The organism is Flavobacterium granuli, assembly GCF_031456055.1.
In the GTDB taxonomy this organism is placed as follows: Bacteria; Bacteroidota; Bacteroidia; order Flavobacteriales; family Flavobacteriaceae; genus Flavobacterium; species Flavobacterium granuli_A.
This window is the reverse complement of record NZ_JAVDTX010000006.1, coordinates 35971-60948: the sequence shown is the minus strand read 5'-3', so window position 1 is coordinate 60948 and position 24978 is coordinate 35971. Positions and strand designations below refer to the sequence as shown.

The 24978-nt window shown below is 35.8% G+C and carries 18 protein-coding genes; 3 read left to right on the top strand and 15 right to left on the bottom strand.

The annotated features are described in order from the left end of the window. Nucleotides 1-45: 45 nt before the first annotated feature. The 14 genes from J2W95_RS13180 to J2W95_RS13115 all read right to left on the bottom strand — a co-directional run bounded on the left by J2W95_RS13180 (nt 46) and on the right by J2W95_RS13115 (nt 19988). Complete coding sequence (locus J2W95_RS13180; RefSeq protein WP_310007748.1) at nt 46-1104, bottom strand: NAD(P)-dependent alcohol dehydrogenase; 1059 nt, start codon at nt 1102-1104, stop codon at nt 46-48. A 371-nt stretch (nt 1105-1475) separates the two neighbouring features. Then, nucleotides 1476-1910 (bottom strand): DUF6526 family protein, encoded by a 435-nt coding sequence (locus J2W95_RS13175; RefSeq protein WP_310007745.1) that lies wholly within the window; start codon nt 1908-1910, stop codon nt 1476-1478. 36 nt (nt 1911-1946) lie between these two features. Continuing rightward, nucleotides 1947-2132, bottom strand: coding sequence for a Thivi_2564 family membrane protein (locus J2W95_RS13170; protein WP_310007743.1), 186 nt, complete (start codon nt 2130-2132; stop codon nt 1947-1949). A gap of 252 nt (nt 2133-2384) precedes the next feature. After that, complete coding sequence (locus J2W95_RS13165) at nt 2385-3491, bottom strand: NADH:flavin oxidoreductase (protein ID WP_310007741.1); 1107 nt, start codon at nt 3489-3491, stop codon at nt 2385-2387. A 214-nt stretch (nt 3492-3705) separates the two neighbouring features. Then, nucleotides 3706-5124, bottom strand: a complete 1419-nt coding sequence (locus J2W95_RS13160; RefSeq protein WP_310007739.1) for a TolC family protein — start codon at nt 5122-5124, stop codon at nt 3706-3708. 64 nt (nt 5125-5188) lie between these two features. Next, nucleotides 5189-8413, bottom strand: a complete 3225-nt coding sequence (locus J2W95_RS13155; protein ID WP_310007737.1) for an efflux RND transporter permease subunit — start codon at nt 8411-8413, stop codon at nt 5189-5191. Nucleotides 8414-8422: 9 nt separating this feature from the next. Next, nucleotides 8423-9565 (bottom strand): efflux RND transporter periplasmic adaptor subunit, encoded by a 1143-nt coding sequence (locus J2W95_RS13150; protein WP_310007735.1) that lies wholly within the window; start codon nt 9563-9565, stop codon nt 8423-8425. Between the two features lie 217 nt (nt 9566-9782). Next, nucleotides 9783-10361 (bottom strand): TetR/AcrR family transcriptional regulator, encoded by a 579-nt coding sequence (locus J2W95_RS13145; protein WP_310007733.1) that lies wholly within the window; start codon nt 10359-10361, stop codon nt 9783-9785. Nucleotides 10362-10479: 118 nt separating this feature from the next. Next, complete coding sequence (locus tag J2W95_RS13140) at nt 10480-10917, bottom strand: cupin domain-containing protein (RefSeq protein WP_310007731.1); 438 nt, start codon at nt 10915-10917, stop codon at nt 10480-10482. Nucleotides 10918-11149: 232 nt separating this feature from the next. Continuing rightward, the gene (locus J2W95_RS13135; protein WP_310007729.1) at nt 11150-11821 is read right to left on the bottom strand and encodes a class I SAM-dependent methyltransferase; all 672 of its coding nucleotides are present in this window, start codon (nt 11819-11821) and stop codon (nt 11150-11152) included. Nucleotides 11822-12041: 220 nt separating this feature from the next. Then, nucleotides 12042-13961, bottom strand: coding sequence for a hypothetical protein (locus tag J2W95_RS13130; protein WP_310007727.1), 1920 nt, complete (start codon nt 13959-13961; stop codon nt 12042-12044). A 275-nt stretch (nt 13962-14236) separates the two neighbouring features. Then, on the bottom strand, nt 14237-15316 hold the full coding sequence (locus J2W95_RS13125) for an efflux RND transporter periplasmic adaptor subunit (RefSeq protein ID WP_310007725.1): 1080 nt from the start codon (nt 15314-15316) through the stop codon (nt 14237-14239). Between the two features lie 4 nt (nt 15317-15320). Beyond that, entirely contained in the window at nt 15321-18590 is a 3270-nt protein-coding gene (locus J2W95_RS13120; RefSeq protein ID WP_310007723.1) for an efflux RND transporter permease subunit, read from the bottom strand. 12 nt (nt 18591-18602) lie between these two features. After that, nucleotides 18603-19988, bottom strand: coding sequence for a TolC family protein (locus tag J2W95_RS13115; protein WP_310007721.1), 1386 nt, complete (start codon nt 19986-19988; stop codon nt 18603-18605). Nucleotides 19989-20150: 162 nt separating this feature from the next. Here J2W95_RS13115 and J2W95_RS13110 point away from each other — a divergent pair, with 162 nt between their 5' ends. Together J2W95_RS13110 and J2W95_RS13105 are read left to right on the top strand one after the other, a co-directional pair. Next, nucleotides 20151-21188 carry a sensor histidine kinase gene (locus J2W95_RS13110; protein ID WP_310007719.1) on the top strand — a complete coding sequence of 346 codons (1038 nt, stop codon included), beginning with the start codon at nt 20151-20153 and terminating at the stop codon, nt 21186-21188. Next, on the top strand, nt 21188-21895 hold the full coding sequence (locus J2W95_RS13105; RefSeq protein WP_310007717.1) for a LytR/AlgR family response regulator transcription factor: 708 nt from the start codon (nt 21188-21190) through the stop codon (nt 21893-21895). The genes J2W95_RS13110 and J2W95_RS13105 overlap by 1 nt, the downstream gene beginning before the upstream one ends. 30 nt (nt 21896-21925) lie before the next feature. Here the strand turns inward: J2W95_RS13105 and J2W95_RS13100 are convergent, their stop codons facing one another. After that, nucleotides 21926-22489, bottom strand: coding sequence for a 2'-5' RNA ligase family protein (locus tag J2W95_RS13100; RefSeq protein ID WP_310007715.1), 564 nt, complete (start codon nt 22487-22489; stop codon nt 21926-21928). Nucleotides 22490-23029: 540 nt separating this feature from the next. Here J2W95_RS13100 and J2W95_RS13095 point away from each other — a divergent pair. Continuing rightward, nucleotides 23030-24916 (top strand): tetratricopeptide repeat-containing sensor histidine kinase, encoded by a 1887-nt coding sequence (locus tag J2W95_RS13095; protein WP_310007713.1) that lies wholly within the window; start codon nt 23030-23032, stop codon nt 24914-24916. The last annotated feature ends 62 nt before the right edge of the window (nt 24917-24978 follow it).

Below are 24978 nucleotides of genomic sequence, written 5' to 3'. Positions count from 1 at the left end.
TTAGAAAAAATAGTTAATAGAATCTTAGTAACTTGGTGTCTTAAATCATCCCTTAAGCGAAGCCATATCAATCACAAAGCGATAGCGTACATCACTTTTTATCATTCTTTCGTAAGCTTCGTTGATATCTTGCATTTTGATTAATTCAATTTCGGATACAATGTTGTGTTTTCCACAAAAATCAAGCATTTCCTGAGTTTCGGCAATTCCGCCAATTAAAGAACCTGCTACCGATTTTCGTCCCATTATCATAGGAACAGTGTTCAAGAAAGGTTCCAAACCGCCTAAGTATCCCACAATAACCAATGTTCCACTGGTATTCAAAGTCCCCACATAAGGATTTACGTCGTGAACATAAGGAACAGTGTCAATGATTAAATCGAATTTTCCGCCTACAGCACTCATTTGAGCATCTTCAGTTGAAATAATAACGGAGTCGGCACCCAAATCCAAAGCATCTTTTTCTTTACCGGGAGTTCTTGAGAATAGGGTAACTTCTGCACCCAAACCTTTGGCTAGTTTGATGGCCATATGTCCCAATCCGCCCAATCCCACAACGGCAATTTTACTTCCTTTTCCAACTTTCCAATGACGAAGCGGTGACCAAGTCGTAATGCCGGCGCACAACAAAGGCGCAGTAGCGGCAAGATCAAGATTCGCAGGCACTTTTAGAACGAAGTGTTCTTCAACCACAATTTTTTCCGAATAGCCTCCATAAGTCATTCCTCCCAAGTATTTGTCTGGACTATTGTAAGTGCCAATCCATCCGTTCGTGCAATATTGTTCCAGATCGTGTTTGCAGTTATCACAGGTGTGACAAGAACCAACCAAACAGCCTACAGCGGCAAAATCACCCACTTTTAGTTTAGTAACTTCACTTCCTACTTTGGTTACTTTTCCAACAATTTCGTGGCCAACAACTGTTGGATAGGTCGTAAATCCCCAGTCATTTCTGGCGGTATGCAAATCGGAGTGACAAACGCCACAATACAAAATATCGATTTCAATATCTTTTGCAGTGGCGTTTCTGCGTTGGATATCCATTTGTTTTAGGGGGGCATCAGCAGCTACAGTACCGTAAGCTTTTACATTTGTGGTTTCCATATTTTTAACTATTAAATTTTGATTTTAAATGTGTTATTTTAAGGCACATAAAGATACTTAGTTTTTAGTTAATTATTTCATATTGTGCGAATTAACAAAGATGTTTTCGTGATTTTTCAGGAGCAGATAATCCATTTTCGTAGAGATATTCAGTGTAGCTGTCCAGTTTGTGTCAGATAGTAAAGATTTTCCAACGGCCTGTGTATGATTTTCAGAATGTAAGCCAAGAAGATGGAGAAGGTTTGGCGAAGTTTGATCCCCAGATTATGCAAGTTTTTGAATTAAATAAACTCCCTAAATTATAAGGGAGTAAATTTCATATTATTTAGATTCTAAAAGCGCTGAAATTTTTATGTCTGCAATTTCAGTATTTAAACTCTGTTGTAATCCCCTTTCCAGTTTTTAATTGCTTTTTTAATTTCAGTTCCTGAAAGATTTTCATAAAGCGTTTTTTCAACGAGTTTTACAAATTCATCATCCTGAGCAAACCGTAAAGCAAACAACTGATTATCGTTTAATCGTTGCTCGAAATTCTCCATTCTTTTTCCAGTAAGCGAAAAATAGCGGTATCGGAGTTCCAAGCGTATAATTCTATTTTGTAAAGTAAGAGCATAATGTTGTCGGATCATAAAAGCTAGAAAAAACAGCATAATAAAAATAGCACTGATAAAAGTCCAAATCAATTGATCTTCTGAAGTGAAAATGAAATACACACTAAAAACCAACAACGTCATTATAACCGGATAATAAATAAAATGATGCGGCGTATAATATCGAATGTGATTTTTAAAGGATTGTTTTTTCATGTTACTGATTTTTTATATTATGCTCAGAGATATACTTTAAACATGTACACTCATTAGATTATCAAAAATCCCAAATACTTTAAGCAGCCAAATAATAACAAAGATTACAACGACGATGTTAAAGATATTTTTGATTTTAGAATCCATCGGGATGTAAGTGTTAACGAGCCAAAGAAGGACACCTACAACAATTAATACGAGCAATACAGTAATTAATGGCATAACATTGAAGTTTTAAAGTTAACCTCAAATGTATTTCACATTTTACTGAAACTCTTTACATAATTATTTTTAAATGTTGCATAATTCAATTCCTAATCAATTGTGCTCTATACTATTGTTACTAATTGGAAACCTTATTAAATGAAAAAACGCTGTCAAACCGAAGTCTTACAGCGTTCATCAAATTAAATAATAAAAAAAGGGTATTATCTCGGCTGTTCAGTTGCTGACACAGCTTACTTATCTGTAAATTTATTCCAATATCAATTCGGCTAAAGCTTCTTTACTGAATCCAACAAGCTCACCGGTTTTTCCAGATTTTATTTTTGCAGTCCAGTTTGGGTCAGATAGTAAAGGTCTTCCAACGGCAACCAAATCAAAATCGCCTCTATCGAAACGTCTGTTTAATTCCTCTAATGAAGTAGGCTCTGAACTTTCGCCTGCAAAAGCACCAAAGAAATCACCAGAAAGTCCAACAGAACCAACGGTAATGGTCGGAGCTCCAGTTACTTTTTTCGCCCATCCCGCAAAATTCAGATCCGATTTTTCAAATTCAGGTTCCCAGAAACGACGTTGTGAACAATGCAGAATATCAACTCCCGCATCCACAAGAGGCGTAAGCCAAGCGTCCAACTGCTGAGGTGTTTCCGCTAGTTTATAATTGTAATCCGAAGGCTTGAATTGAGAGAAACGCATAATCACAGCAAAATCATTTCCTACTTGTCTTCTGATTTCTTTCACTACTTCAATTGCAAACCGACTGCGTTCCTTCAATGTTTTTCCGCCGTAAATATCAGTGCGTAAATTGGTTTCAGCTCTAAAGAACTGGTCAATTAAATAACCGTGTGCACCGTGAATTTCGATAGTGTCAAACCCTAGTCTTTTAGCATCGTCAGCAGCTTTTCCAAAAGCAATAATCGTGTCTTCAATGTCTTTTTCAGACATCGTATTTCCGTTATTGAAATCAGGGCGGTTTAATCCCGATGGACCTTCAAAAGGAACTGGCGGAACCCAGCCCGAATGATGATTGTCCATAATTCCCATATGCCAGATTTGCGGTCCCATTTGACCACCGGCAGCGTGAACTTCATTGATGACTTTTTGCCATCCTTTTAGAGCTTGATCGCCATAAAAGTGAGGGACATTTCCATCATTGGATGACGAAGGCCTGTCGATGACAGTTCCTTCAGATAATATTAAACCAACTTCACCTTCGGCTCTTTTTTGATAATAGGAAGCTACTTCATCAGTCGGAATTCCGTTTGGAGAAAAGGAGCGCGTCATTGGCGCCATTACGATTCTATTTTTAAGATTTAGCGTCTTCAGATTGAAAGGCGTAAATAAATTAGTTGTACTCATACTTTTTATAATTTAGATTTTATTAATTTTTAGGAGCAGAAACATTTGATATTTCATCAGCAGTTGTCCCGCTTTCCGTTGCAATCTTGTGAGCCGAACCCCGGCTCACAAGGATTTCCACTGCTATCGGGGCTAAAAGAGAATATTTTTTTTTAACAGCATTCAAAAAAAATCCGTGTTAATCAGTTTAATCCGTTTCATCTGTGGCCAATTATCATCTCCAGCCTCCACCCAATGCACGATACAATTCGGTGTTCGCAGATAATTGTTCTCTTTTTATATTGGCAAGTTCTAATTCGCTTTGCAATAAACTCGCCTGTGCAGATAACACTTCCAAATACTCTGCCATTCCGTTTTTGAATAACATTTTCGCATTTTTGATGGCTAGCTGCAAGGTTTTTACACGCTCCTGCAAAATGGATTCTTGTTGGTGCAATTTTTCCACTTTCACCAAAGCATCCGATACTTCGCTAACAGCAACTAATACAGATTGTCTGAAATTTAAAACTGCTTTTTCTCTTTCGGCTACAGCGATATTATATTGCGTTTTTAGTTTTTTATTATTCAGCAAAGGCTGAGTTAGACCTCCAGCAACAGTTCCAAATAACGAAGCAGGAATGTTAAACCAATTGCTGGTTTCAAACGAATTTAATCCGCCTTGAGCTGTAATTCTAAGTGCAGGATATAAATCGGCTTTTGTGATTCCAACATTTGCATTCGCTGATTTCAGAGCCAATTCAGCGCTTTTTACATCAGGTCTTCTGCTTATTATTGAAGATGGAATCCCGATTGAAGCATTATTTTTCACTTCAACAGCACTAAGAGCGATGCTCCTTTTTTTCGAATTAGGGAATGAACCCGTTAATACGCTCAAAGCATTTTCCTGAATCGCAATGTTTTGTTCCAATAAAGGAACCAATTGCGCCGCATTTAATTTCTGCGCTTCCGATTGCTGAATAGCTAATGAAGTAACCTGTCCGGCATCAAATTTCAATTTGATGATAGTGGTGGTACTGTCAATTAACTGCACGTTTTTCTTAGCGATTTCTAATTGTGCATCCAGCATCAAAAGATTATAATAACCATTTGAAACATTAGCCACAACAGTAGTCTGCAAAGCTTTTTTTACTTCTTCCGATTGAAGATAATTAGCAAAAGCTCCTTTCTTCTGATTTTTGATTTTCCCCCAAATATCGGCTTCCCACGAAAGTGAAACTCCAGTCGAAAAATCATCAATATGTTTTGCACCCAAAGCCTGATCCAAAGTTCTTCCCGAAAAACTGTTATCGGAAGGATTATTGGTATTGGCAGTTACAAATAAATTGGCTTGCGGTACATTTCCCCATTTGGATTGTGTGAATCTGTATTGCGCAATTTCGATGTTTTTAGTTGCGATTTGCAAATCATTATTTCTGACTACGGCACTGTCAATCAGTTGAATGATATCTTTTTCTGTAAAGAAATTTTTCCACTCCAAATCACCGATGCTTGCAGTATCTTTTGAAACCGATGCATTCCTGAAATTCTCAGGAAATGCATCTTTTGGAGTTTCAATATCCTTCGAAACGGAACAGGATATTATTGTGGTGATCAAAATAGCGATCATCACGGGTTTGGTTATATACTTTTTCATTTTACTTTTTCGTAATTAAATTTCTGGACAGGTATCTTTTTTGTTTTCAAGATCTTTTGACACTTTATACGCTATGTACGTGAGGCTGATGATGATTGTCACCAGAATTGTTGTGATGTAATTTTCCATTTTTATTTTCGTAGTTATGAGTTACAGCTACTGGTTTTCCAGTAACTTTTTCTTGTAAATATTGGAATACGATGAATAAAACAGGGATGATTAACAACCCTAGAATTACTCCCGAAACCATTCCTCCGGCGGCACCAATACTGATGGAGTGGTTACCCTGAGCCGATGGACCTGTGGCGTACATCATTGGAATTAATCCAACAACAAAAGCCAGTGATGTCATTATAATTGGACGTAAACGCAGTTTTGCTGCGTCTATTGATGCTTTGACTAATGGTTGTCCAGATTTTCTTTTTTGGACGGCAAATTCTACAATCAGAATCGCATTCTTGGCGAGCAGTCCGATAAGCATTACCAAAGCAACCTGCACATAAATGTTGTTTTCGATTCCGGTCAAGCCAATGGCCACAAATACTCCAAAGATTCCAGCAGGGATTGAAAGTATTACTGCCAAAGGCAAAATGTAACTTTCGTACTGTGCTGCGAGCAGGAAGTAAATGAATATCAGACACAATAGGAAAATCGTAGTTGATTGTCCTCCAGAAGAAATCTCTTCACGAGTTTGTCCTGAGAATTCATAACTGTAGCCTGCAGGTAATTGCTGTTTTGCCACTTCTTCAATTGCTTTAATGGCGTCTCCAGAACTAAATCCAGGTTTCGGAATTGCATTCACCGAAATTGAATTAAACAAATTGTATCTCGAAGCCGTTTCAGAACCATAAATACGGCTTAGTTTAACCAAAGTATTTATCGGAACCATTTCGCCGTTTTTGTTTTTTACAAATACACGGTCAATAGCTGTTGGGTCGGCTCTGTCGGCGATATCTGCCTGAACAACCACTCTGTAATATTTTCCAAATCGGTTAAAGTCGGATGCCTGAGCACTTCCAAAATAAGCCTGCATAGTCTGCAGAATATCTTTGACTTTTACGCCCAATTGATCTGCTTTTTGATCATTAATATCCAATTGCAATTGCGGGTAATCGGCTTTGAAACTGGTAAAAGCAACAGCAATTTCTGGGCGTTTCATTAATTCGCCAATGAATGTTTGCGAAATTCCGCTGAACTTATCCAGTTTACCGCCTGTTTTATCCTGTAATACTAAATCCAATGCTTCAACATTGCTAAATCCGGGAACTGTTGGGAAACTAAATACGAAGAAACTGCCTTCTGAAATTGCCCCTAATTTGCCACGAACCTGATTCATTATTTCATCAATATTTTTAATGCTTCCGCGCTCTTCATTTGGTTTAAGCAATACAAAAACAACTGCCGATGACGGGCTTGTTGAATTTGTCAATAAGTTGAAACCTGAAATGGCAGTTACAAATCTTGAAGATTCTAAACCTCTTAAAGTATTTTCTGCTTTAGTCATTACTTTTTGGGTTCCGTCCAGAGAAGTTCCCGAAGGTGTATTAACTGCAATAGCAATAAATCCTTGATCTTCTGTTGGAATAAATCCTGATGGAGTTGTTTTTACCATTACAATAGTTGCGATTGTAATTAAAGCCAAACCACCTAAACTAACCCATTTGTTACGAATTAAGAATTTTAATCCGCCAACATAACGGTTGGTTAATGAATCAAAACTATTATTGAATCCAGTAAAGAATTTCTCTTTAAATCCTTTTTTCTCATAAGGAGCATCTCCGTTAGCGTGATTGTCTTTTAAGAACAAAGCGGCTAGGGCAGGACTCAATGTCAAAGCATTTACAGCCGAAATTACAATCGCAATCGCCATAGTGAAAGCAAACTGGCGATAGAAAACTCCTGTAGAACCTTCCATAAAACCAACAGGCAGAAATACTGCAGCCATTACCAGCGTAATCGAAATAATCGCTCCGGTAATTTCGTGCATCGCTTCGTGGGTTGCTATTTTTGGAGACAAATGTTTGTGCTCCATTTTGGCATGAACGGCTTCGACGACGACAATGGCATCATCGACCACAATACCAATGGCTAAGATTAAAGCGAAAAGCGTTAAAAGGTTTATCGAAAATCCGAATAACTGCATAAAGAAGAACGTTCCTAAAATTGCCACAGGTACAGCAATTGCGGGAATTAAAGTCGATCTAAAATCCTGAAGGAAGATAAATACAACGATAAATACCAATATAAAAGCTTCCAATAAAGTATGCTGTACCTGCTCAATAGACTGATCTAGAGAAACTTTTGTGCTGTAGAAAATATTGTGTTTTATTCCGGTAGGAAAATCTTTGGAGGCTTTAACCATCAATTTGTTAATCGCAATCTGAATATCATTTGAGTTAGATCCCGCCAGCTGAATGACACCAATTACGATTCCTTTTTTACCATTCAAACGTGTTAAACTGTTGTAGGAGTAGGCGCCAAGTTCAACTCTTGCTACATCTTTTAATCGAAGTATGGAACCATCAGAATTGGAACGAATGGCAATATTTTGATAATCTTCAGGTTTGGATAGTTTTCCTTTGTATTTAATCACATATTCAAAAACTTCGGTGCTTCTTTCTCCAAATTTACCTGGAGCTGCTTCCAGACTTTTGTCCTGAATCGCTGCCATAACTTCATTTGGCGTCACATTATGAGTAGACATTTGAGTTGGATTCAGCCAAACTCTCATCGAGTAATCTTTTACACCTCCAAAAATACTGGCAGCACCAACTCCCGGAATACGTTTGATTTCCGGAATAATGTTGATTTGAGCATAATTGGCAACAAACGTCTGGTCGTATTTGGACTCATCTTCGGTAAACATACCGATTGCCATGATAAAACTGTTTTGCTGTTTGGCAGTGATTACACCTTGCTGTACCACTTCTGCAGGCAATTGGCTTGTAGCTTGTGCAACTCTGTTCTGCACATTTACTGCAGCCTGATCGGCATCGGTTCCCAATTTGAAGAAAACGGTAATAGCTAAAGTTCCATCATTACTGGCAGTGGAACTCATATAAGTCATATTTTCCACACCATTTATGGATTCTTCCAGTGATGGCGCAACAGAACGCAACACCGTTTCTGCGTTGGCTCCCGGATAAACCGCCGTAACCAAAACCGAGGGAGGCGCAATATCTGGAAACTGTTGTAAAGGCAATTTCGTAAGTCCAAGTACTCCTAATATCACCAGCAGAATGGAGATAACGGTTGCCAGTACGGGTCTTTGTATAAATATTTTGAACATCTGTGAAAATTATTTTTTGTTAATGATTTGAGCAATTTTAGTTGCTGATTTCTCAGGCTGAATTAATTGTCCTTCCTGAAGTTTGTCGATACCGCTTAATACGATTTGGTCTCCCGATTTTACGCCGTCTTTGATGAGGTAGTTAGCACCGCTTTTTCCGACAACAGTAATAGGCATTTTGGTAACCTTGTTTTCTTTGCTTACCGTAAAGACAAAAACTTTATCCTGCATTTCTATTGTAGCCGATTGTGGTACCAAAATCGCATCGTCATGCTGTAACCCCAAACGGATTTTTCCTGTGTTTCCTGAACGCAATGTTTTGTATGGATTTGGGAATGTTGCTCTAACGGTTATAGCTCCAGTGGTTTTGTCAAATTGACCATCTACCATATCGATTTTTCCCGTTTGCGGATAAGCGCTGTTATCAGCTAATATCAAAGTAACCGGAGGCAGTTTTTTGATTTTATCGCCAATGCTATTTCCGGCATATTTTGATTTAAATTGGATGAAGTCAGTTTCACTCAATGAAAAATAAGCATATACTTCCTGAACATCCGAAAGGGTTGTCAGTGCCTCAACATCTGTTGCAGAAACTAAACTTCCTTGTTTTTTAGGCAATCTTCCGATGTATCCATTTACAGGAGCGGTAATATTGGTATATCCTAAATTGATTTTTGCAGATGCGGCAATTGCTTTGGCCTGTTCGATATTCGCGGCTGCAATTTTTTGGGAAGCTTTAGCCGATTTCAATTGATAATCAGAAACGACTTTGTTTTGAACTAATGGAGTTAGTTTATCAACTTCAAGCTGTGCGTTGATGTAAGACGCTTCGGCTGCGTGAAGGCTTGCCAAAGCTGTGTTTAATTGCTCGCGGTAAGGGCGTTCGTTTATTTTGAATAGAGTCTGCCCTTTGGTTACATAAGCTCCTTCATCGACCAAAACTCGGTCTAAATTCCCGCTTACCTGCGGACGGATTTCCACATCCACAGTTCCTTGTATGGCGGCAGGATATTCGGCATCAGTCGTAGTGGTTTCGGTAGTTACTGCCATAACGGGCAGGAGGGGAGCGGGCGCAGCGGCAGGTGCCTGCGATTTATCGGAACAGCTGATTAAAAATACAGCCATTAAGCTTAAAAAGATGATTTTTTTCATGATTAGAGTTAATTTTAAATTTGTCTTAAATATGGTAGTTGTTTTTGAAATAAACGTTTCAGAATTCATCGTGTTTTATATTTAAAGGTTAGTAATTGGTATGGTTACAATTCTGAAACAATCGTTTCAGAATCAATGCTGTAATTTAAAAATTCGTATGCTTATTGTGTGTTGTTTTCTGAAATAAACGTTTCAGAAAGTAGGTAAAAAAAAGGGGCTATTTAAATATATTTTTAATCAGGAATTCTGACATTTTTTTGATTTTGATTGGATTTCCATGAAGGATATACGATTGCTTCCATCCAGTAAAAGAAGTAGCAATGTATTCAGCCATTAAAGCGGCATCTTCGGTATCATCCATTTCACCGTCATCCATGGCTTTTTGAACTATTGTAGCCATAAATTCAATGAAAATATCATTGTTTTTACTCATTACATTTCGGACTATGGTGTCCTCCGGTGCAATTTCGAAACTCGTTTTCATTCCCAAACAACCTTTATCACAGGATACAATCCAATCTGCCTTATCACTAATAACTTTAATTAGTGCTTGCTTGGCCGAAGTTTCTTTGGATACTTTTTCTTTTAATTCACACATGGCAGTATCAAAATAATTGCCAATGCATTTCATAAATAACTGATGCTTGTCGCCAATGGTGTTGTACAAACTGCTTCTATTGATCTGCATAGCATCCACTAAGTCCTGCATAGAAGTAGCATTATATCCTTTTTCCCAAAAGACATTCATTGCTTTTTCAATTTTTTCAACCTCGTTAAATTCTACACAGCGAGCCATAAGACTTAATTATTATTTTGCAAATGTAAAACTATTTTTGAAACAAGCGTTTCAGAATCGATATTTTTTTCATTTTTTTTTTTCAAAAGAGCCACTTTTGAACTTGCCATAATTCCAATTAGATATTCATCACAGGGACAAGGCCATGTTTTTTGAAAACTAATTTCATTTTTTCGATGTCAGGAGGACCGCCGGCATTTACAATTTCTGCCACATCTTTGAAATATTCGGGACCAAGAAGTCCGGGAGTTATGGTAGCCAATGCTTTGGCAGTTTGTGAATTCAAATTATTGAAGCCATGTACCACACCTCTTGGAATAAAAAGGGATTGACCCACTTCTAAATCGATGACTTTTTCACCAACTGTAAAAGTCATTGTACCCTCGAGTCCATAAACAATTTCATCGAAGTTTTCGTGATAATGGGGCAGTGGAACTTTAATTCCATGCGGTACTGAAAATTCAAACATTGTGACTTGTCCATTGGTATCTGAAGCTTCCAAAAGAAATTTTACTTCTATTTGTCCAAGCTTAATGATTTCTTTGTTATTGTTCATTTGTTTCGATTTTAAATGATTAATTTAGTTAATGTTCTCATGTCACTTGCCTTTTCTAATTTATGAAAACGAGTATTTTCTGCTAAACGATAATAGGATTAAAAACGGTAATTAAAGGTAGTTTTTTTATTTCATTGTAAATGAGAGCAATTTAATCATTATTGCTCTATTGTTATTCCCACTCGCGCTAGCAGGGGATATTTTTTTCATTTTTTTTTCAAAAGAGCCATTTCTAAGGAACTATTTTATATAAACGACAAGCTAATATTCCGTTCAAATAATATTTTGAATGTGTACTAGTAAAACATTGTTCTTTCAGAATCATTTCTGTCTCTGGGAGTTGTTTGGTTTGCAGTTGTGTGGTCAACCGAAAGAGTAAATACAAGACTTTTAAACCCATTTGTGTACTCCATTTCATAAAGCCATTTGTTTCTGAAATATTGAAATCTGTTACGTATAATAGCCCTTTTGTGTTTAAATTTTGTTTGAATTTTCCAGCCAGAATTTGTACAAAGGTGTTATCAAACAGATCTAAAAAATAATTGCAGACAATAAGATCATAAGTTTGCCATTCAAGATCTTCAGCGCCTAAGCAGGTAAATGTTACCCGATGCAAAGAATTAGGTCTTTTTTCTTTGATGCGTTTTTTGGCAAGCTCAATCATCTTTGCCGAAGCATCAACATAAGTTATATGTATCTCCTTATTTTGATCTAGTACTTTCTGTAAAAAATAACCGGTACCACCGCCCAATATTAAACCTGTTTTTTGAGTTGAGAGATGCGATAGAAATGCCAATTGACTTTTATTGATCCTATTGAATGAACAAATAGACACCACAATATCATACACAGCTGTAATGCGATCAAATCCTTTTCCAAGCGCGTTAGTAGTATTGTTTGTCATTTTTATAATTATGAATGCACTTAATTTACGAAGGAAAAAGACCTTAAAACGATAAACTGTGTCCACAAAGTAAAGAAAAACAGTTGTGTTTTAATTTCTGAAAATGTCAAAAATAAATGTGACAATACCACATCTAAATTGAAGTACTGATTTGTTTTAGATGATTGAATTACTATGCGGGCACGGATTGCAAATTCGCGCTATCGGGGTTGATAATAGTTTATTTTGTTTTTCCTTTAATCAGAATGTCATCTTCAATTTTCAAAAGTGTCAAAATGATTATTCTCAGTAAAGTGTAATAATCATTTTTATGTTCAATTTCTGAAAACGAATTTGTTCCGTGTAAATATTTATTTCTTAAATCTAATCCATTTGTAAATTCCTTTTTATTTAGATAATAATTGAAATAATTTTTTTCAGCAATAGTCAATAAAGTGTTTTCAACTTTAACCAATTTTTGTTCAATCATTTTGTCGATTTCATTTCTTATGTTTTTATCATAATTCCAATAACTTAAAACATCATTCCTATGCAATTCACCTATTAAATAAATTAAAATTTCTGTATTTATTTTAATATACTCATTCGAATTTATTTTTAAATATCCTTCATTTATTAGAGAATTAATTTCGTTTATTTGATAATTTTGAAAATTTTCAATTTTTACATTTTCATTAATTAGTAAGTCATATAGGTTGCTGTATTTATCGTTATATGGTTCAATATAATATAACATACTTTGATCTGAAAAAAATTGATATTTTAATTTGAAGAGAAGATTATCTTCAATGTAAATATATTTGTTAACTGATTGACTATAGATTTCACTAAATCTAATTGGGGTTGAACTAATTTGAATTAATTCAATGTCAATTTCTCCTTCATCAACATAAGTTTGATATTGTTTTAAAAGGAATTCATATTCAGGGACAATATTTCTTATTTTTTCAATATGACTAATTTCGGAATTTTGAATATTAAAAATAAACTTACTTGGTTCTACATAATCATTTAAATGTTTTATAAAAGAGCTAATTAAATTCTCAGTTGAGTTCTTTTTTCGTTTTAGGTAATCTTCAAAAATCAACATTTGTAAACTAGATAATATATGTTTTTTTGTAAAAACTTCGCCAGTTTCATAAGCATTTTTAGATTTCATAGATATTCTTTCAAGACTATCTACCTCGCTATTTTTGTTAATTAAAGAAATTAGATTAGTCTCATCTACGAAAAGGAAAAGTTTTTTATAGACATAAAATAATGATATATCATTATTCAAATTATTCATAAACTTTTCACTATAAATAATCGATATACTTTCTTTGTTATCAAATTTAACTGGTTCTATTTGATCTTTACAGAAAATTATTTGAATTCCAATATTCCAAGATATACCATTTTCACGGATTTGATTATTTAATTCTCGTGATTTTTTCTTTGCTTTTAGTCTTGTTTTTGGTGATAGTTTTAATTCGTTTGAGTCTCTTGAGTTTTCTATTAATCTAACATAGTTTATATTGGCATCTACACTATTTAGATAATCTATTATGATATTTTCTTTGTTAATCAATGATAGACTTTTAGGAAAATAATATTTTGTTGTTTCTTTAAAAGTCTTTTTTTCTTCCAGTTTAGATAATAATATTTCTGTAGTTCCTTTATAAACAATTAAAAATTTTGAAATTTGTTTATCAAACTTTTCAACTATTCCTTTTTGTTGTATAATATAGTTTATTTGATGTTCAAAATTATTCAATAAATATTCAAACTTTAAAACACTTATCTTTTTATAACTATTTAATTGATTAAGTAAATTCCAAAAATGTATTTTGTAATTGTATTCTAAATCTGTTATTGTTTTTTCAATTACGTCATCGTTAATTTGCAATATTTTTTCTTTTAATATTTCCCAATTAGTTTGACAGATTTCTTTGTATTTTATTTTGGTATCTTCTGACCAACTTAATAGATATATGCCATTTTCAAAATACAATTTAATGTTATAAATTTCTAATAAATCATTTATTGAAAAATCTGTATTAGAATGATATTCATCAAGTAATTTTTCTGCATTTAATAAATGATGTGATACTAATATATCTTCTTTTGAGTGGAATACAATTCTTCTTAATGAATTCATAAAAGATTTGATTTTTAGTGTATTATGATGTTTATTTAGCTAATATAGGAAAATCTTTTACAAATTATCTGGAGAATTTTATTTGTGAGTTAGAGTAAAATCATAAATCCTCTTTTGAAATACAAAAGCCCTAGCCCTGATAGAAGCGGTATCCTTTTCCTGGCTTCTTTAGCCAGGAAAAGATACAAGCGGATAGCAGGAATCAGCTCCAAAAAAAAAGTGCCATAAAACCTAAGTCTTACAGCACTTTTCAACCAAATTAACCTAATAAAAAACTATTCCTTTATATCATCGCCTTCTTTAATTTCTTCGCTGGCAATTTTTACCAGTTTATCTTTTGAATTCAAATCACCGAATATTTCAATTTTATCATCGATTTCTCTTCCTTTTTTAACATCAATTCGAGTGGCTTTGTGGTTTACCACTTTAATCACAAAAGTTCCTTCGGCCGAATTCACCAATGCCGATTTTGGAATTACAAATGTGCTGTCTTTTGCGTTAAGCGGCAATATAACTTCGGCAACCATTCCGGGCAATAAATTGCCTTTGGTGTTGTGTACGTCCATTTCTACACGCTCCGAACGCAGTTTCAAATCCAAAGCGCCAGACATTCTCTGAATCGTAGCTTTGAAAGTGTCAGGCAATGATTTTACATTGAAACTCATTTCGTCGCCTTGGTGCAGATAACCGGTGTACAGCTCCGGAATAGAAACCGCTAAACGCAGTTTGTCCTGTTGCTGAATCGTCAATAAAGGCAAACTGGAACCAGGACCGACAAGAGTTCCTAAATTCACATTTCTTGCAGCCACAACTCCGTCAAATGGAGCACGAATTTCAAGATAGCCTCTCATAATCGAAACTTCTTTATGCGCCGCAATTGCCGCTTGGTATTGTGCATAATCAGAGTTTTTCTTGCCGCTCGCCATTTCCAGATCATTTTTGGAAATCGTTCCTTCTACTTTGCTGGTTTCATACAAACGGTTGTAGGTGCTTTTGCTGGTTGTATAAATGGCTTCCATCGATTTTAATCTCGATTCGGCGGCTGCCAATTGCGAACTGATTTCGGGAGCTTCGAGAACAATCAAAAGCTGTCCTTTTTTGACTTCTGTTCCAATATCAACCTTTAAGATTTTTACAAAACTGCTCACTTTCGCGTATAAATCCACTTGCTGAAAACCAGACAATTCGGCTGGCAGGCGCAATTCGGTGGTTAGTTTTTCTTTTGCTAAAAGAAAAGTCTCTGTTTTAGGTTCGATTTCTGTGACAACAGTTTCTTCTTTTTTTGAATTACAGCTGCTTAGAAAAAATAATGCTGTAAAGAATAATGCGGTCGATTTTATAATTTTATTTTTCATTTTCTTATTTTAAGGATGAGATATAATGGATGCTTTCTTCGTCTTCAGGATCTAAAGAAACGGATTGTGTCGTGGTATGTTCTTGCGCCCAAGCGAAAATCAAAGGTAATATGAGCAGCACCGCAAAGGTCGAGAATAATAAACCGCCGATAACGGCTCTTCCCAATGGCGAAACTTGATCGCCTCCTTCGCCATGACCAATTGCCATTGGCAGCATTCCTGCAATCATCGCTACCGAAGTCATGATAATCGGACGAAGACGCAGCGCCGCAGCTTCACGAGCCGATTCTAATGCGTTGCCATTTATTTTTCGTAATTGCTCGGCATTGGTAACCAATAAAACAGCATTTGCAATCGAAACCCCAACCGACATAATGATTCCCATATAGGATTGTAAATTCAGTGTTGAACCTGTAATAGTAAGCATTAGCAATGAACCTAAAACTACGGCTGGAACTGTTGTTAAAATCACTAACGAAACCTTGAAAGATTGAAAATTAGCGGCCAACATTAAGAAGATTACGAAGATGGCAACCAATAATCCAACTTGCAAACTACTTAATGTTTCTTCCAATACTTTACTCATCCCAATTGGACTGACAAATAACCCCCTAGGTAATTCGCCCAATGAGCTTATCGTTGCAGCTACATCCTTTTTCGCCGTTCCCAGGTCGGTTTGATGGATGTTTGCTGTAACAGTAATGTATGGCATGGCCCCTAAATTATCATTTTCACCGCTTACAAATCCCGGTGTAATTTTGGCAACGTCACTCAAAACGGGACGAAGCGAGTTTTTCAATACCGGAATTTCCCCGATATCGGTTTTGCTTTTCATTTGATTCAGTGGCACCTGAACTTGAACGTTTACTGATAAACCTGATTTTTCATCAATCCAAGTGTTTTTCTCCGTATATCTCGATGATGAGGTAGAAGCGATCAATGAACGCGAAATATCATTCATATCCACGCCCAATTCGGCGGCACGAGTTCTGTCAATGTCAATATTCATCGCTGGATAATGAATAGGCTGTCCAATCTGTACATCTCTGAAATAAGAGAATTTTTGAAGCTTGGCTACAATTTGATTAGCATAGGTTTCATTTCGCTTTTTGTCTTTTCCTGCAATTCGAATTTCGATTGGGGTAGGAGAGCCTTGGCTCAAAACTTTATCGGTCAATTCAATAGGTTCAAACGAAATTTTCACATCCGGCAGAATCTTTTTAATTCGAGCTCGAAGATCATCTTTAAATTCGTCCATATCCGCTTCATAATCTTTCAGACTTACTTGGAAAACGGCTTCATGAGAACCCGCCATGAATAAATAAATAGGGTTGATTGAGAACAATGATGGGTGTGAACCTACATATATCGAAGAAATTCCGATGTGTTCGCTACCGACCATTTTCTTCAATTCTTTTAGTACCAATATTGCTTTTTCCTCTGTACGTTCGATACGAGTTCCATCGGGAGCGCGCATTCTCAATTGGAACTGGCTTGAATTCACTTTAGGAAAAACATCTTTTCCAATAAACGAAATAAACACAACGGCAAGAGCAGTTATTACGATTAAATAGGTTAAAGCAGCGGCTTTTTTGAACGGAAATAATCGATCTAATGTTCTCATAAAGCGGATTCTGAAACGCTCAAAAGCACCAATTTTTCCGTTGCCATCGGTGTCTGTTCTTTCAACATAATCTTTTTTCTGAGTGATTAATTGTTTCTCAGATTCCGGTGTTAATCCGCAGGCGTTAAATTCGGCTTCATCGTCTGTAATATTCGGTGCGTGTTCGTGTTTTGGATGGTCTTTCATCAGCCAGTTTGCCATTACAGGAACAAATGTCTGCGATAGCAAAAAGGATATTACCATTGAAAATCCAATGGCTAATGCCAAAGGCAAAAACAAAGCTCCCGGAATTCCTACCATCGTAAATGCTGGCGCAAATACGGCAAGAATACAAAGCAGAATCAATAATTTTGGCAACGCAATTTCCTGACAGGCATCCCAAATGGCGAGTGCCTTGGGTTTTCCCATATCGAGATGCTGGTGAATATTTTCGATGGTTACCGTACTTTCATCCACCAAAATTCCAATCGCTAGAGCCAGTCCGCTCAATGACATTAAGTTGATTGTCTGTCCGAATAATTTCAAAAACAAAACGCCCGAAATAATCGAAATAGGAATCGTCAAAATTACAATCAGAGCCGCGCGTCGGTCGCCAAGGAAAAGTAAAACCATTAAGCCAGTCAAAACCGCTCCGATAATTCCTTCGGTAATTAAACTTTTAACCGAGTTGATTACATAAACCGATTGGTCAAATTCATAAGATAATTTTACATCTTCGGGAAGCGTGCTTTGGATTTTAGGCAGTTCAGCTTTTAATTTCTGAACCACATCCCAAGTAGAAGCGTCTCCCGCTTTGGCAATACTGATATAAACCGAACGTTTTCCGTTTACCAAAGCATATCCGTTGGTAATATCGGCACCGTCTTTTACAGTGGCAACGTCGCCTAATTTTAAGTTTTGAACACCGCCTTTAAACAACGGAATCTGCTCAAAATCCTTGATTTCTTTAATTGTATTGTTAGTAGGTGTGAGGTAGTTGGTATTTCCAATCCTAACATTTCCCGAAGGAGCCGTTTGGTTGTTCACGCGAATAGCTTCCACAATCTGATCGGGTGTCATATTGTGTGAACGCAGTAAATCAGGATCTACGTTAACCTCCACTGTTCTTGGGCTTCCGCCAAAGGGTGCCGGCGATAATAAACCCGGAATGGATGTAAAGGAAGCACGAACATATACGTTGGCCAAATCCTGTAATTCATTATTGGAACGTATTTTACTGCTCAATACCAATTGTCCGATTGGCAGTGAAGAAGCATCAAAACGAATGATAAACGGAGGTTGAGTTCCCGGAGGAAAAGCCGCCTGAATTCTATTGGATAATGAACTCAATTCGGCAGCAGCCTGAGCCATATTTGTGTTTTCGTAATAGGTTAATTTCATAATCATTAACCCTTGAATATTCTTGGTTTCTACCGATTTTACGCCATTGGCAAAAGGTAAAATATTCACGTAGTTTTTAGCAAAATAAGCCTCCATCTGATCTGGAGTATAACCTCCAAAAGGATGCGCAATATAAATTACCGGCAAATTCATTTTCGGAAGAATATCTACCTTGATGTCCTTGATGGCACCAATTCCGAAGAAAAATAAACCTGCCACCAATACTAAGATAGAGATGGGTTTGCGGAGTGCAAAACGTATTAAATTCATTAGGATCTATAATTAAAATTCATTTGTAAATAAGTCAAAATTGCCTGTGGCCGCCACTTTCAGCAGAAACGATTGCCAAACGTTATTGTTGACGATATCACGGTCAATTTCTGCACGATTCAGGATAAATAAGGTTTGTGTCAAATCATTCAAATCGGTTAAACCATTTTTGTATAAAGTCGATTTTTGCAAATAAGCTTGCGCTGCAGCTTTTACCTGAATAGGTGCCTCGGCATAATTTTCAAGTGTAATTTTTATTTTATCTTCGGCAAGACTCAATTGTGATTTTAGTTCACGGTCGGTTTGATTGTATTCGTCCTGTAAAGCTTGCGAAACAAATTTTTGGGCACTCACTTGTTTGCTCATTCGAAACGGAGTTGTCAAGTTCCAGCTGATTCCAATTCCAACCAAATAATTGGAACGGTCAGGATTCACGCCATCTAAATAATTTCTGCTAAAGGAATTTCTATCCAATGCATAGTCATAATTAAACCCGGAAGCTCGTGTTTGCATTACACCAAAAGCGCTCATCGTAGGGTAGTAAAATCGTTTGTATAATTTAACTTGCTGATTGCTGTAGTCAATCTTTGTTTTATAAAATTGAAGTAATGGATGTAAACTGTCACTTGCTTTTTCATCCATCACAATATTTTTTGGAATTTGATTGACAAAAAGGGTATCGGTAGCGATATCTTGAGGAGCGATACCCATTAAATCGACCAATTTGCTGTTTTGCTCCTTGACTAAATTCCTAGCGAGATTTAAGGCGATTTTAGCTTTTGAAACCTCGGCTGTCGCCAAAGTAGAATCTACTCCGGCAAGTAATCCATTTTTGACTCTTGCAACAGCATTCTTTCTGAAAACTTCGGTACGGGATAAATTCTTTTGTTGCGAAATCAATAATCTTTGGCTTGCCAATAAATTCAGATAGGCTGATGAGATTTTAATCTCTTGTTGAAATTGTTCCTGTTTCAAGTCATTTTCCCGACTTTGAACCTCAATTTTAGCCAGATTAATTTTTTCTTGGATTTTTCCAAAAGTAAAAAAGTCCCAATTCATGTTGGCTAAATACAAAGCACCAAATGCAGCGTTCCAGTTTTGTTCTGTGAATGCTGGTCCAGATGATGCAGTTCCTAAACCATTAAATCCGTATAAAGGCCCGTTTTGCCCATTGATCGTTCCATAATCTTGTTGGGCAGATAAATTAAGGTTAGGTAAATAGTCGCGTTTGGTTTGTTTTAAAGTTTCTCGTGAAGCGTTGGCATAATTGTTTTTTGCTCTGATGGAACCATAGTTTTCAAGTCCTGTTTTTACAGCTTCTTTCAAAGACAAAGTTTGTGAAAAACCTGTGACTGCAAAAAGCAATAAGAATAAAGGAGTAATTTTTTTGAAGTACATAAAAATGAATGTCTAATATTTTCGACCAAAATTATTTCACTTTTACCGATATAAGTATCCTTAAATGATGTAATGCGATTATAAATGACCAATTGAATTTGTCATTTATTGGAAATAAAAACTAAATATTTGTGGTTAATTTGCAAACTATAAGTATTTGCAATGAACAAGAAATTTGATAATATCATGGACAACAAATGGTGGCAGGAAATTGCCGTTGTTGGTTTTTCATTTACGATTTATACATTAAAAAATGACTGGATGCTATTCAGTTCTTTCGTTTCCATTTTAATGGGTATTTTTTTCTATTGCATTTTATATGGGCATGCCCAATTCAACCGTTTTTTTTTGCTGCCTATATTATTTAAAGGAAGAAAACCAGTGACTTATATAGTTTCCACACTAGTAGCCGTGTTTCTATTTTCGATAGTGTTGTATCAAATTACGGCTTTAGATATGTTTGCGAAATGTCACTTGTATCAAAATTCGCATCAACGAAGTTATATGTATCAATTGGCAAGTGTTTTGGGAACTTTGGTTTGTATTTTGAGTCCGATAATTGTTTTTAAATTTTATCGAATTCATAAAAAACAAACAGATGAAACTTTGCTGTTCAACCAAATGCAACTCAATGCGCTGAAAGGGCAATTGAATCCTCATTTTTTATTCAACACCTTCAATACACTTTATGGAATCAGCTTGGAATTTCCGGAGAGAACGCCAGATTTGATTATGAAAGTGTCGCAATTAATGCGGTATCAGCTCGAAAGCAACAGCAAACAATGTGTCTCTCTTGAAGACGAACTTGATTTTATAAACAGCTACGTGCAACTGGAGAAAGAGCGTGTTGGCTATCGTTGCGATATTACCTATGACTGCAAAATCGACAATGAAAATGCGTATAAAGTGTCGCCAATGCTGTTGATCGCTTTTATCGAAAATGCTTTTAAACACGGGACCTGTGCTATCGAAAAGTGTTTTGTACGGATTATAATTACGGTCGAAAATGGCCTGTTGCATCTGCATGCTGTGAATTCGATCCCGAAGAAGAAAACCGACGTGGTTTCTACAAAAATTGGTTTAAAAAATACTATCGAACGTTTGAATCTCATTTACGGCGAGCACTATAAATTGGATATTCAGGACGATAAAAATACGTATATTGTAGATTTGAAACTGCAACTCAAAAAGTTAGTATAATGAGAGAACCCAAAAAGTGTATTATTGTAGATGATGAGCCGGCAGCGCATTATGTTCTGGCGAATTACATCAAACAAAATCCACAATTGGAGTTGGTTTATCAGGGGTATAATGGCATTGAAGCAATGGATTACCTGAGGGAAAATAAAGTTGATTTGATGTTTTTGGATATCAACATGCCCGAAATTTCAGGAATGGAACTGCTAAAAATTATCCCGACACATCCCAAAACTATTTTGACCACCGCTTATTCTGAATTTGCTCTCGAAAGCTATGATTACGGTGTTATCGATTATTTGCTGAAACCCATATATTTTCCTCGTTTTCTAAAGGCTATCGACCGGTTTTTTTCAACTGAAAACGCAATTAAAGCGGAAGAAGTTGCAATCAATTCAGTGAGTGTAAAAGTGGATGGATATTTTATTGACATCGAATTGGACCAGCTTTTGTTTGCACAGAGTTTCGGAAACTACGTGAAATTACACACCACAAAAAAGACTTATCTGGCATCTATAACCACAAGCGAATTGGAAAAATGTCTTCCGGAAAAAAGCTTTATGCGCATTCATAAATCCTATATTGTTGCGCTGGACAAAATTGACACCACCGAAAAAGATTTTGTCATTGTTAAAAATGAAAAATTACCAGTTGGGATTACGTATCGCAGAGAATTGACAGACAGATTGAAGAATAAATCAATTTTATAGCAGTTTTTATCGAAGATTTCTAAATGACGCTTAAAAAAGCGTTCCCTGTATCGATTCAGGTTCGGGATTTCCTTTAAATTCGAAAGTATCGATTACAAAAAACTGTTTTACATTCTCGTCGAATTCGCGTAAAACCACGCTGTTGCAAATGAAATTCAGGTCTATTGTGGTGAACATAAGATTGGTTTTGACAAGATTTTCGGGTTTCAGTCTTCGGGCTATTGTGAGATGTGGGTTGTCGCTTTTTAGCATATTTGTAATGATAAGCGATTTATGAAATCGTTTCATGATGTGCTTTAAGCTTTTCTTGGAATCGTTGTCGGGTGCTATGAAAAAAGTACCATTTTTTGGAAAGGAACCAAACTCATTTAGATACACTTCAACTGGGGATAATGCATCGCATATTTTCAGAATTTGATTTTTGATATTCTCAATTCCCTTTTCGGTTGCCTTGAATTCGCAGATTGTAATGTGCCCCACAGAATTTTTGCTATTGAACCAACCCACTTCAACAGCCAATTGTTCTTTCATGGACTTCACCAAAGCAAGGATAGATTCCGAAGGATGAATAACAAGTGAATATGTCTTTTCCATAGTTGACTTTTTAATACTGTAAAAGTAAAGATTTAGTTGTTTATGGTATGTTGTAATCTTGGACTTATTATCTCATTATCCACAATAATGAACAAAATATAAGTATCCCTTTTCTTAGCCTAAATCTTGTTTGATATTTTCTTTAAAAAAATGATTTTTAATTATGAAAGACATTTGTTAGTTGTTTTTATGAATTTTACCTGAAAATCAACACTTTAGTTTATGTAAAAAAGCTTGTTTCTTTCTTAAGGCTAACGTAATCTAAGTTCAAAATTTATTTATTATTTTGTAAGTGTATTAATATGTAAAATTAAATTAAATGTATTTAATCGATTTTTTTTACTTTTAATCTTTGATTACCTTATATTTGTATGTCTTTTATTCCCCCACAAATTGACGGCTAGAATTAATTGAAATAAATAGTTTTGCGCTTATATCAGTTCTTGATTTTGTGCCAAAACTTTAAAAAAATGAATAAAGAGCATGCGTTTTTAGTAAAAGACTATTGAATTCAAATGAACTAAATTTTCTGTGATGGTTATGAAAAAAAGATTTCTCTTACTACTTCTGTTTTGCTGCTGCCATACTTTTTGGGCTCAAAACGAAATAATAGACTCCCTCAAAAAACGCCTCAAAACGATTAAGGATGATAAAGAAAGGGTGATGGTATTGAAGGACCTTAGCTATGAGTTATCGAACTATGATCCAGATAAGGCTTTTAAATACGCTAGTGAAGAAATCGAGCTTTCTCGGAAAATAGATTATGATTTGGGATTAGGTTATGGCTATCAGAGTTTGGGGTTTTGTTATTCGATGATGTCGAATAATGTCAGGGCTCTTGAATATTTTGATAAAGCTGATAGTATTTTTTCGGAACTCAAAGATAAAAAAGGTATTTGTGTATCCGAATTTGGAATAGGTAATCTGTTTTCACGGATGGGGAATAATGTCGAAGCTATTGCCTGTTATAAGAAAGCTTTAAAAATTGCCAAATCTGAAGCTTTTGAAATAATGATTTCGAGAATTTGGAATCAAATGAGTATGGCTTACAGAAGAAATGGCCAGTTAGCTGAAGCTATGAATTATGCGAAACTATCATTGGAATTGGATACTAAACTTAAAAACAATATAGGTATTGCCACCAGTTTAGTCAATTTGGGTATTGGCAGTTATAATTTAAAGCGTTATGCCGAGAGTCAAGAGTTTTTTAAAAAGGCATTAGCAATATTGAAGGATGATCAGAATTATATCAGAGCACTGGCAGAGAGCCATTCCGGAAGTGGGTTGTTTTTAATGGCTTCAGAAATGCCCGATGGTTCAGCCAAGAGAGCATATCTAAATCAAGCTGTTTCTCATTTTCGGCAAGGAATAGCCATTTTCGGAAAGTTGAATAATTTGGGATTCAAGAGAAAAAGCTATATCGAATTGTATAAAGTTGCCAAAGCTCTTAACGATCCAATACTTGCCGATGAATGTTCGTTCAATGCTTTTATGTTGGGCAACAAAATTTTAGCAAATCAGAAAGAAGAATTTGTTCTTAGTTTGAAACGGGAGCGGTCTGCCAGAATGGATAAGCTTGTAAGTGATAAAAAATCAAGGTTGCTGGGTTATGGTTCAGCCTTAATATTGTTTGTAATTCTATTGCAGATAATGTATGTACGTAGACTTTCTTATCAAAAGAGAATGAACATTGCATTGGAAGAGAAAAAAACAGAGATAGAGAAGCTTAATATTCAAAAAGACCAATTCTATTCCATTATTGCACATGATTTGCGAGGTTCGCTAGGCGGTTTCCATGCCTTAACTGAATTTCTTGCAGAAGAAGGAAATTCCATGGATAAAGAACAAATTATGGAATCGGTGGTAATCATGCGGGATTCGGCCAATGGCTTGTTTAGTTTGTTGGAAGGTTTATTGGATTGGTCCAAATCTGAAAAGGGATTGGTGGAATTTAATCCGCAAGTTATTGAGCTTTCTCAAGCCATAGGACAGGCTATAGGAGTACTGAGTGAAAATGCGTATAAAAAGAATATTGAAATTTTTGCGGATGTTAAAGAGGATTTGACTGTGTATGCCGATGATAACTTACTACAAACAGTCTTAAGGAATCTTATTTCCAATGCCATAAAATTTACTCCAAGAGGAGGTAAAGTTGACGTAATCACGCAAATCGATACCAAGCAGAATGTTGAGATCCAGATTTCCGATACAGGTATCGGTATGAATGAGCAAATGGTTAAAGACTTGTTTAATTCAGAGATTAAAAGCAACAGACTTGGTACCGATAATGAACCAAGTACAGGATTAGGGATAGTGCTCTGTAAAGAATTTGTCGAAAGGCACGGAGGAAAAATTTGGGTAGAAAGCAAAGTAGGAGAAGGAACGATTTTCCGTTTTAATATTCCTGCTAAACAACTTGTTTCATAGTTTTAATTGAGACAAAAGCATTTAAAACATAAACTAAAAAAAGAAAAGAAAATTCTCAAAAT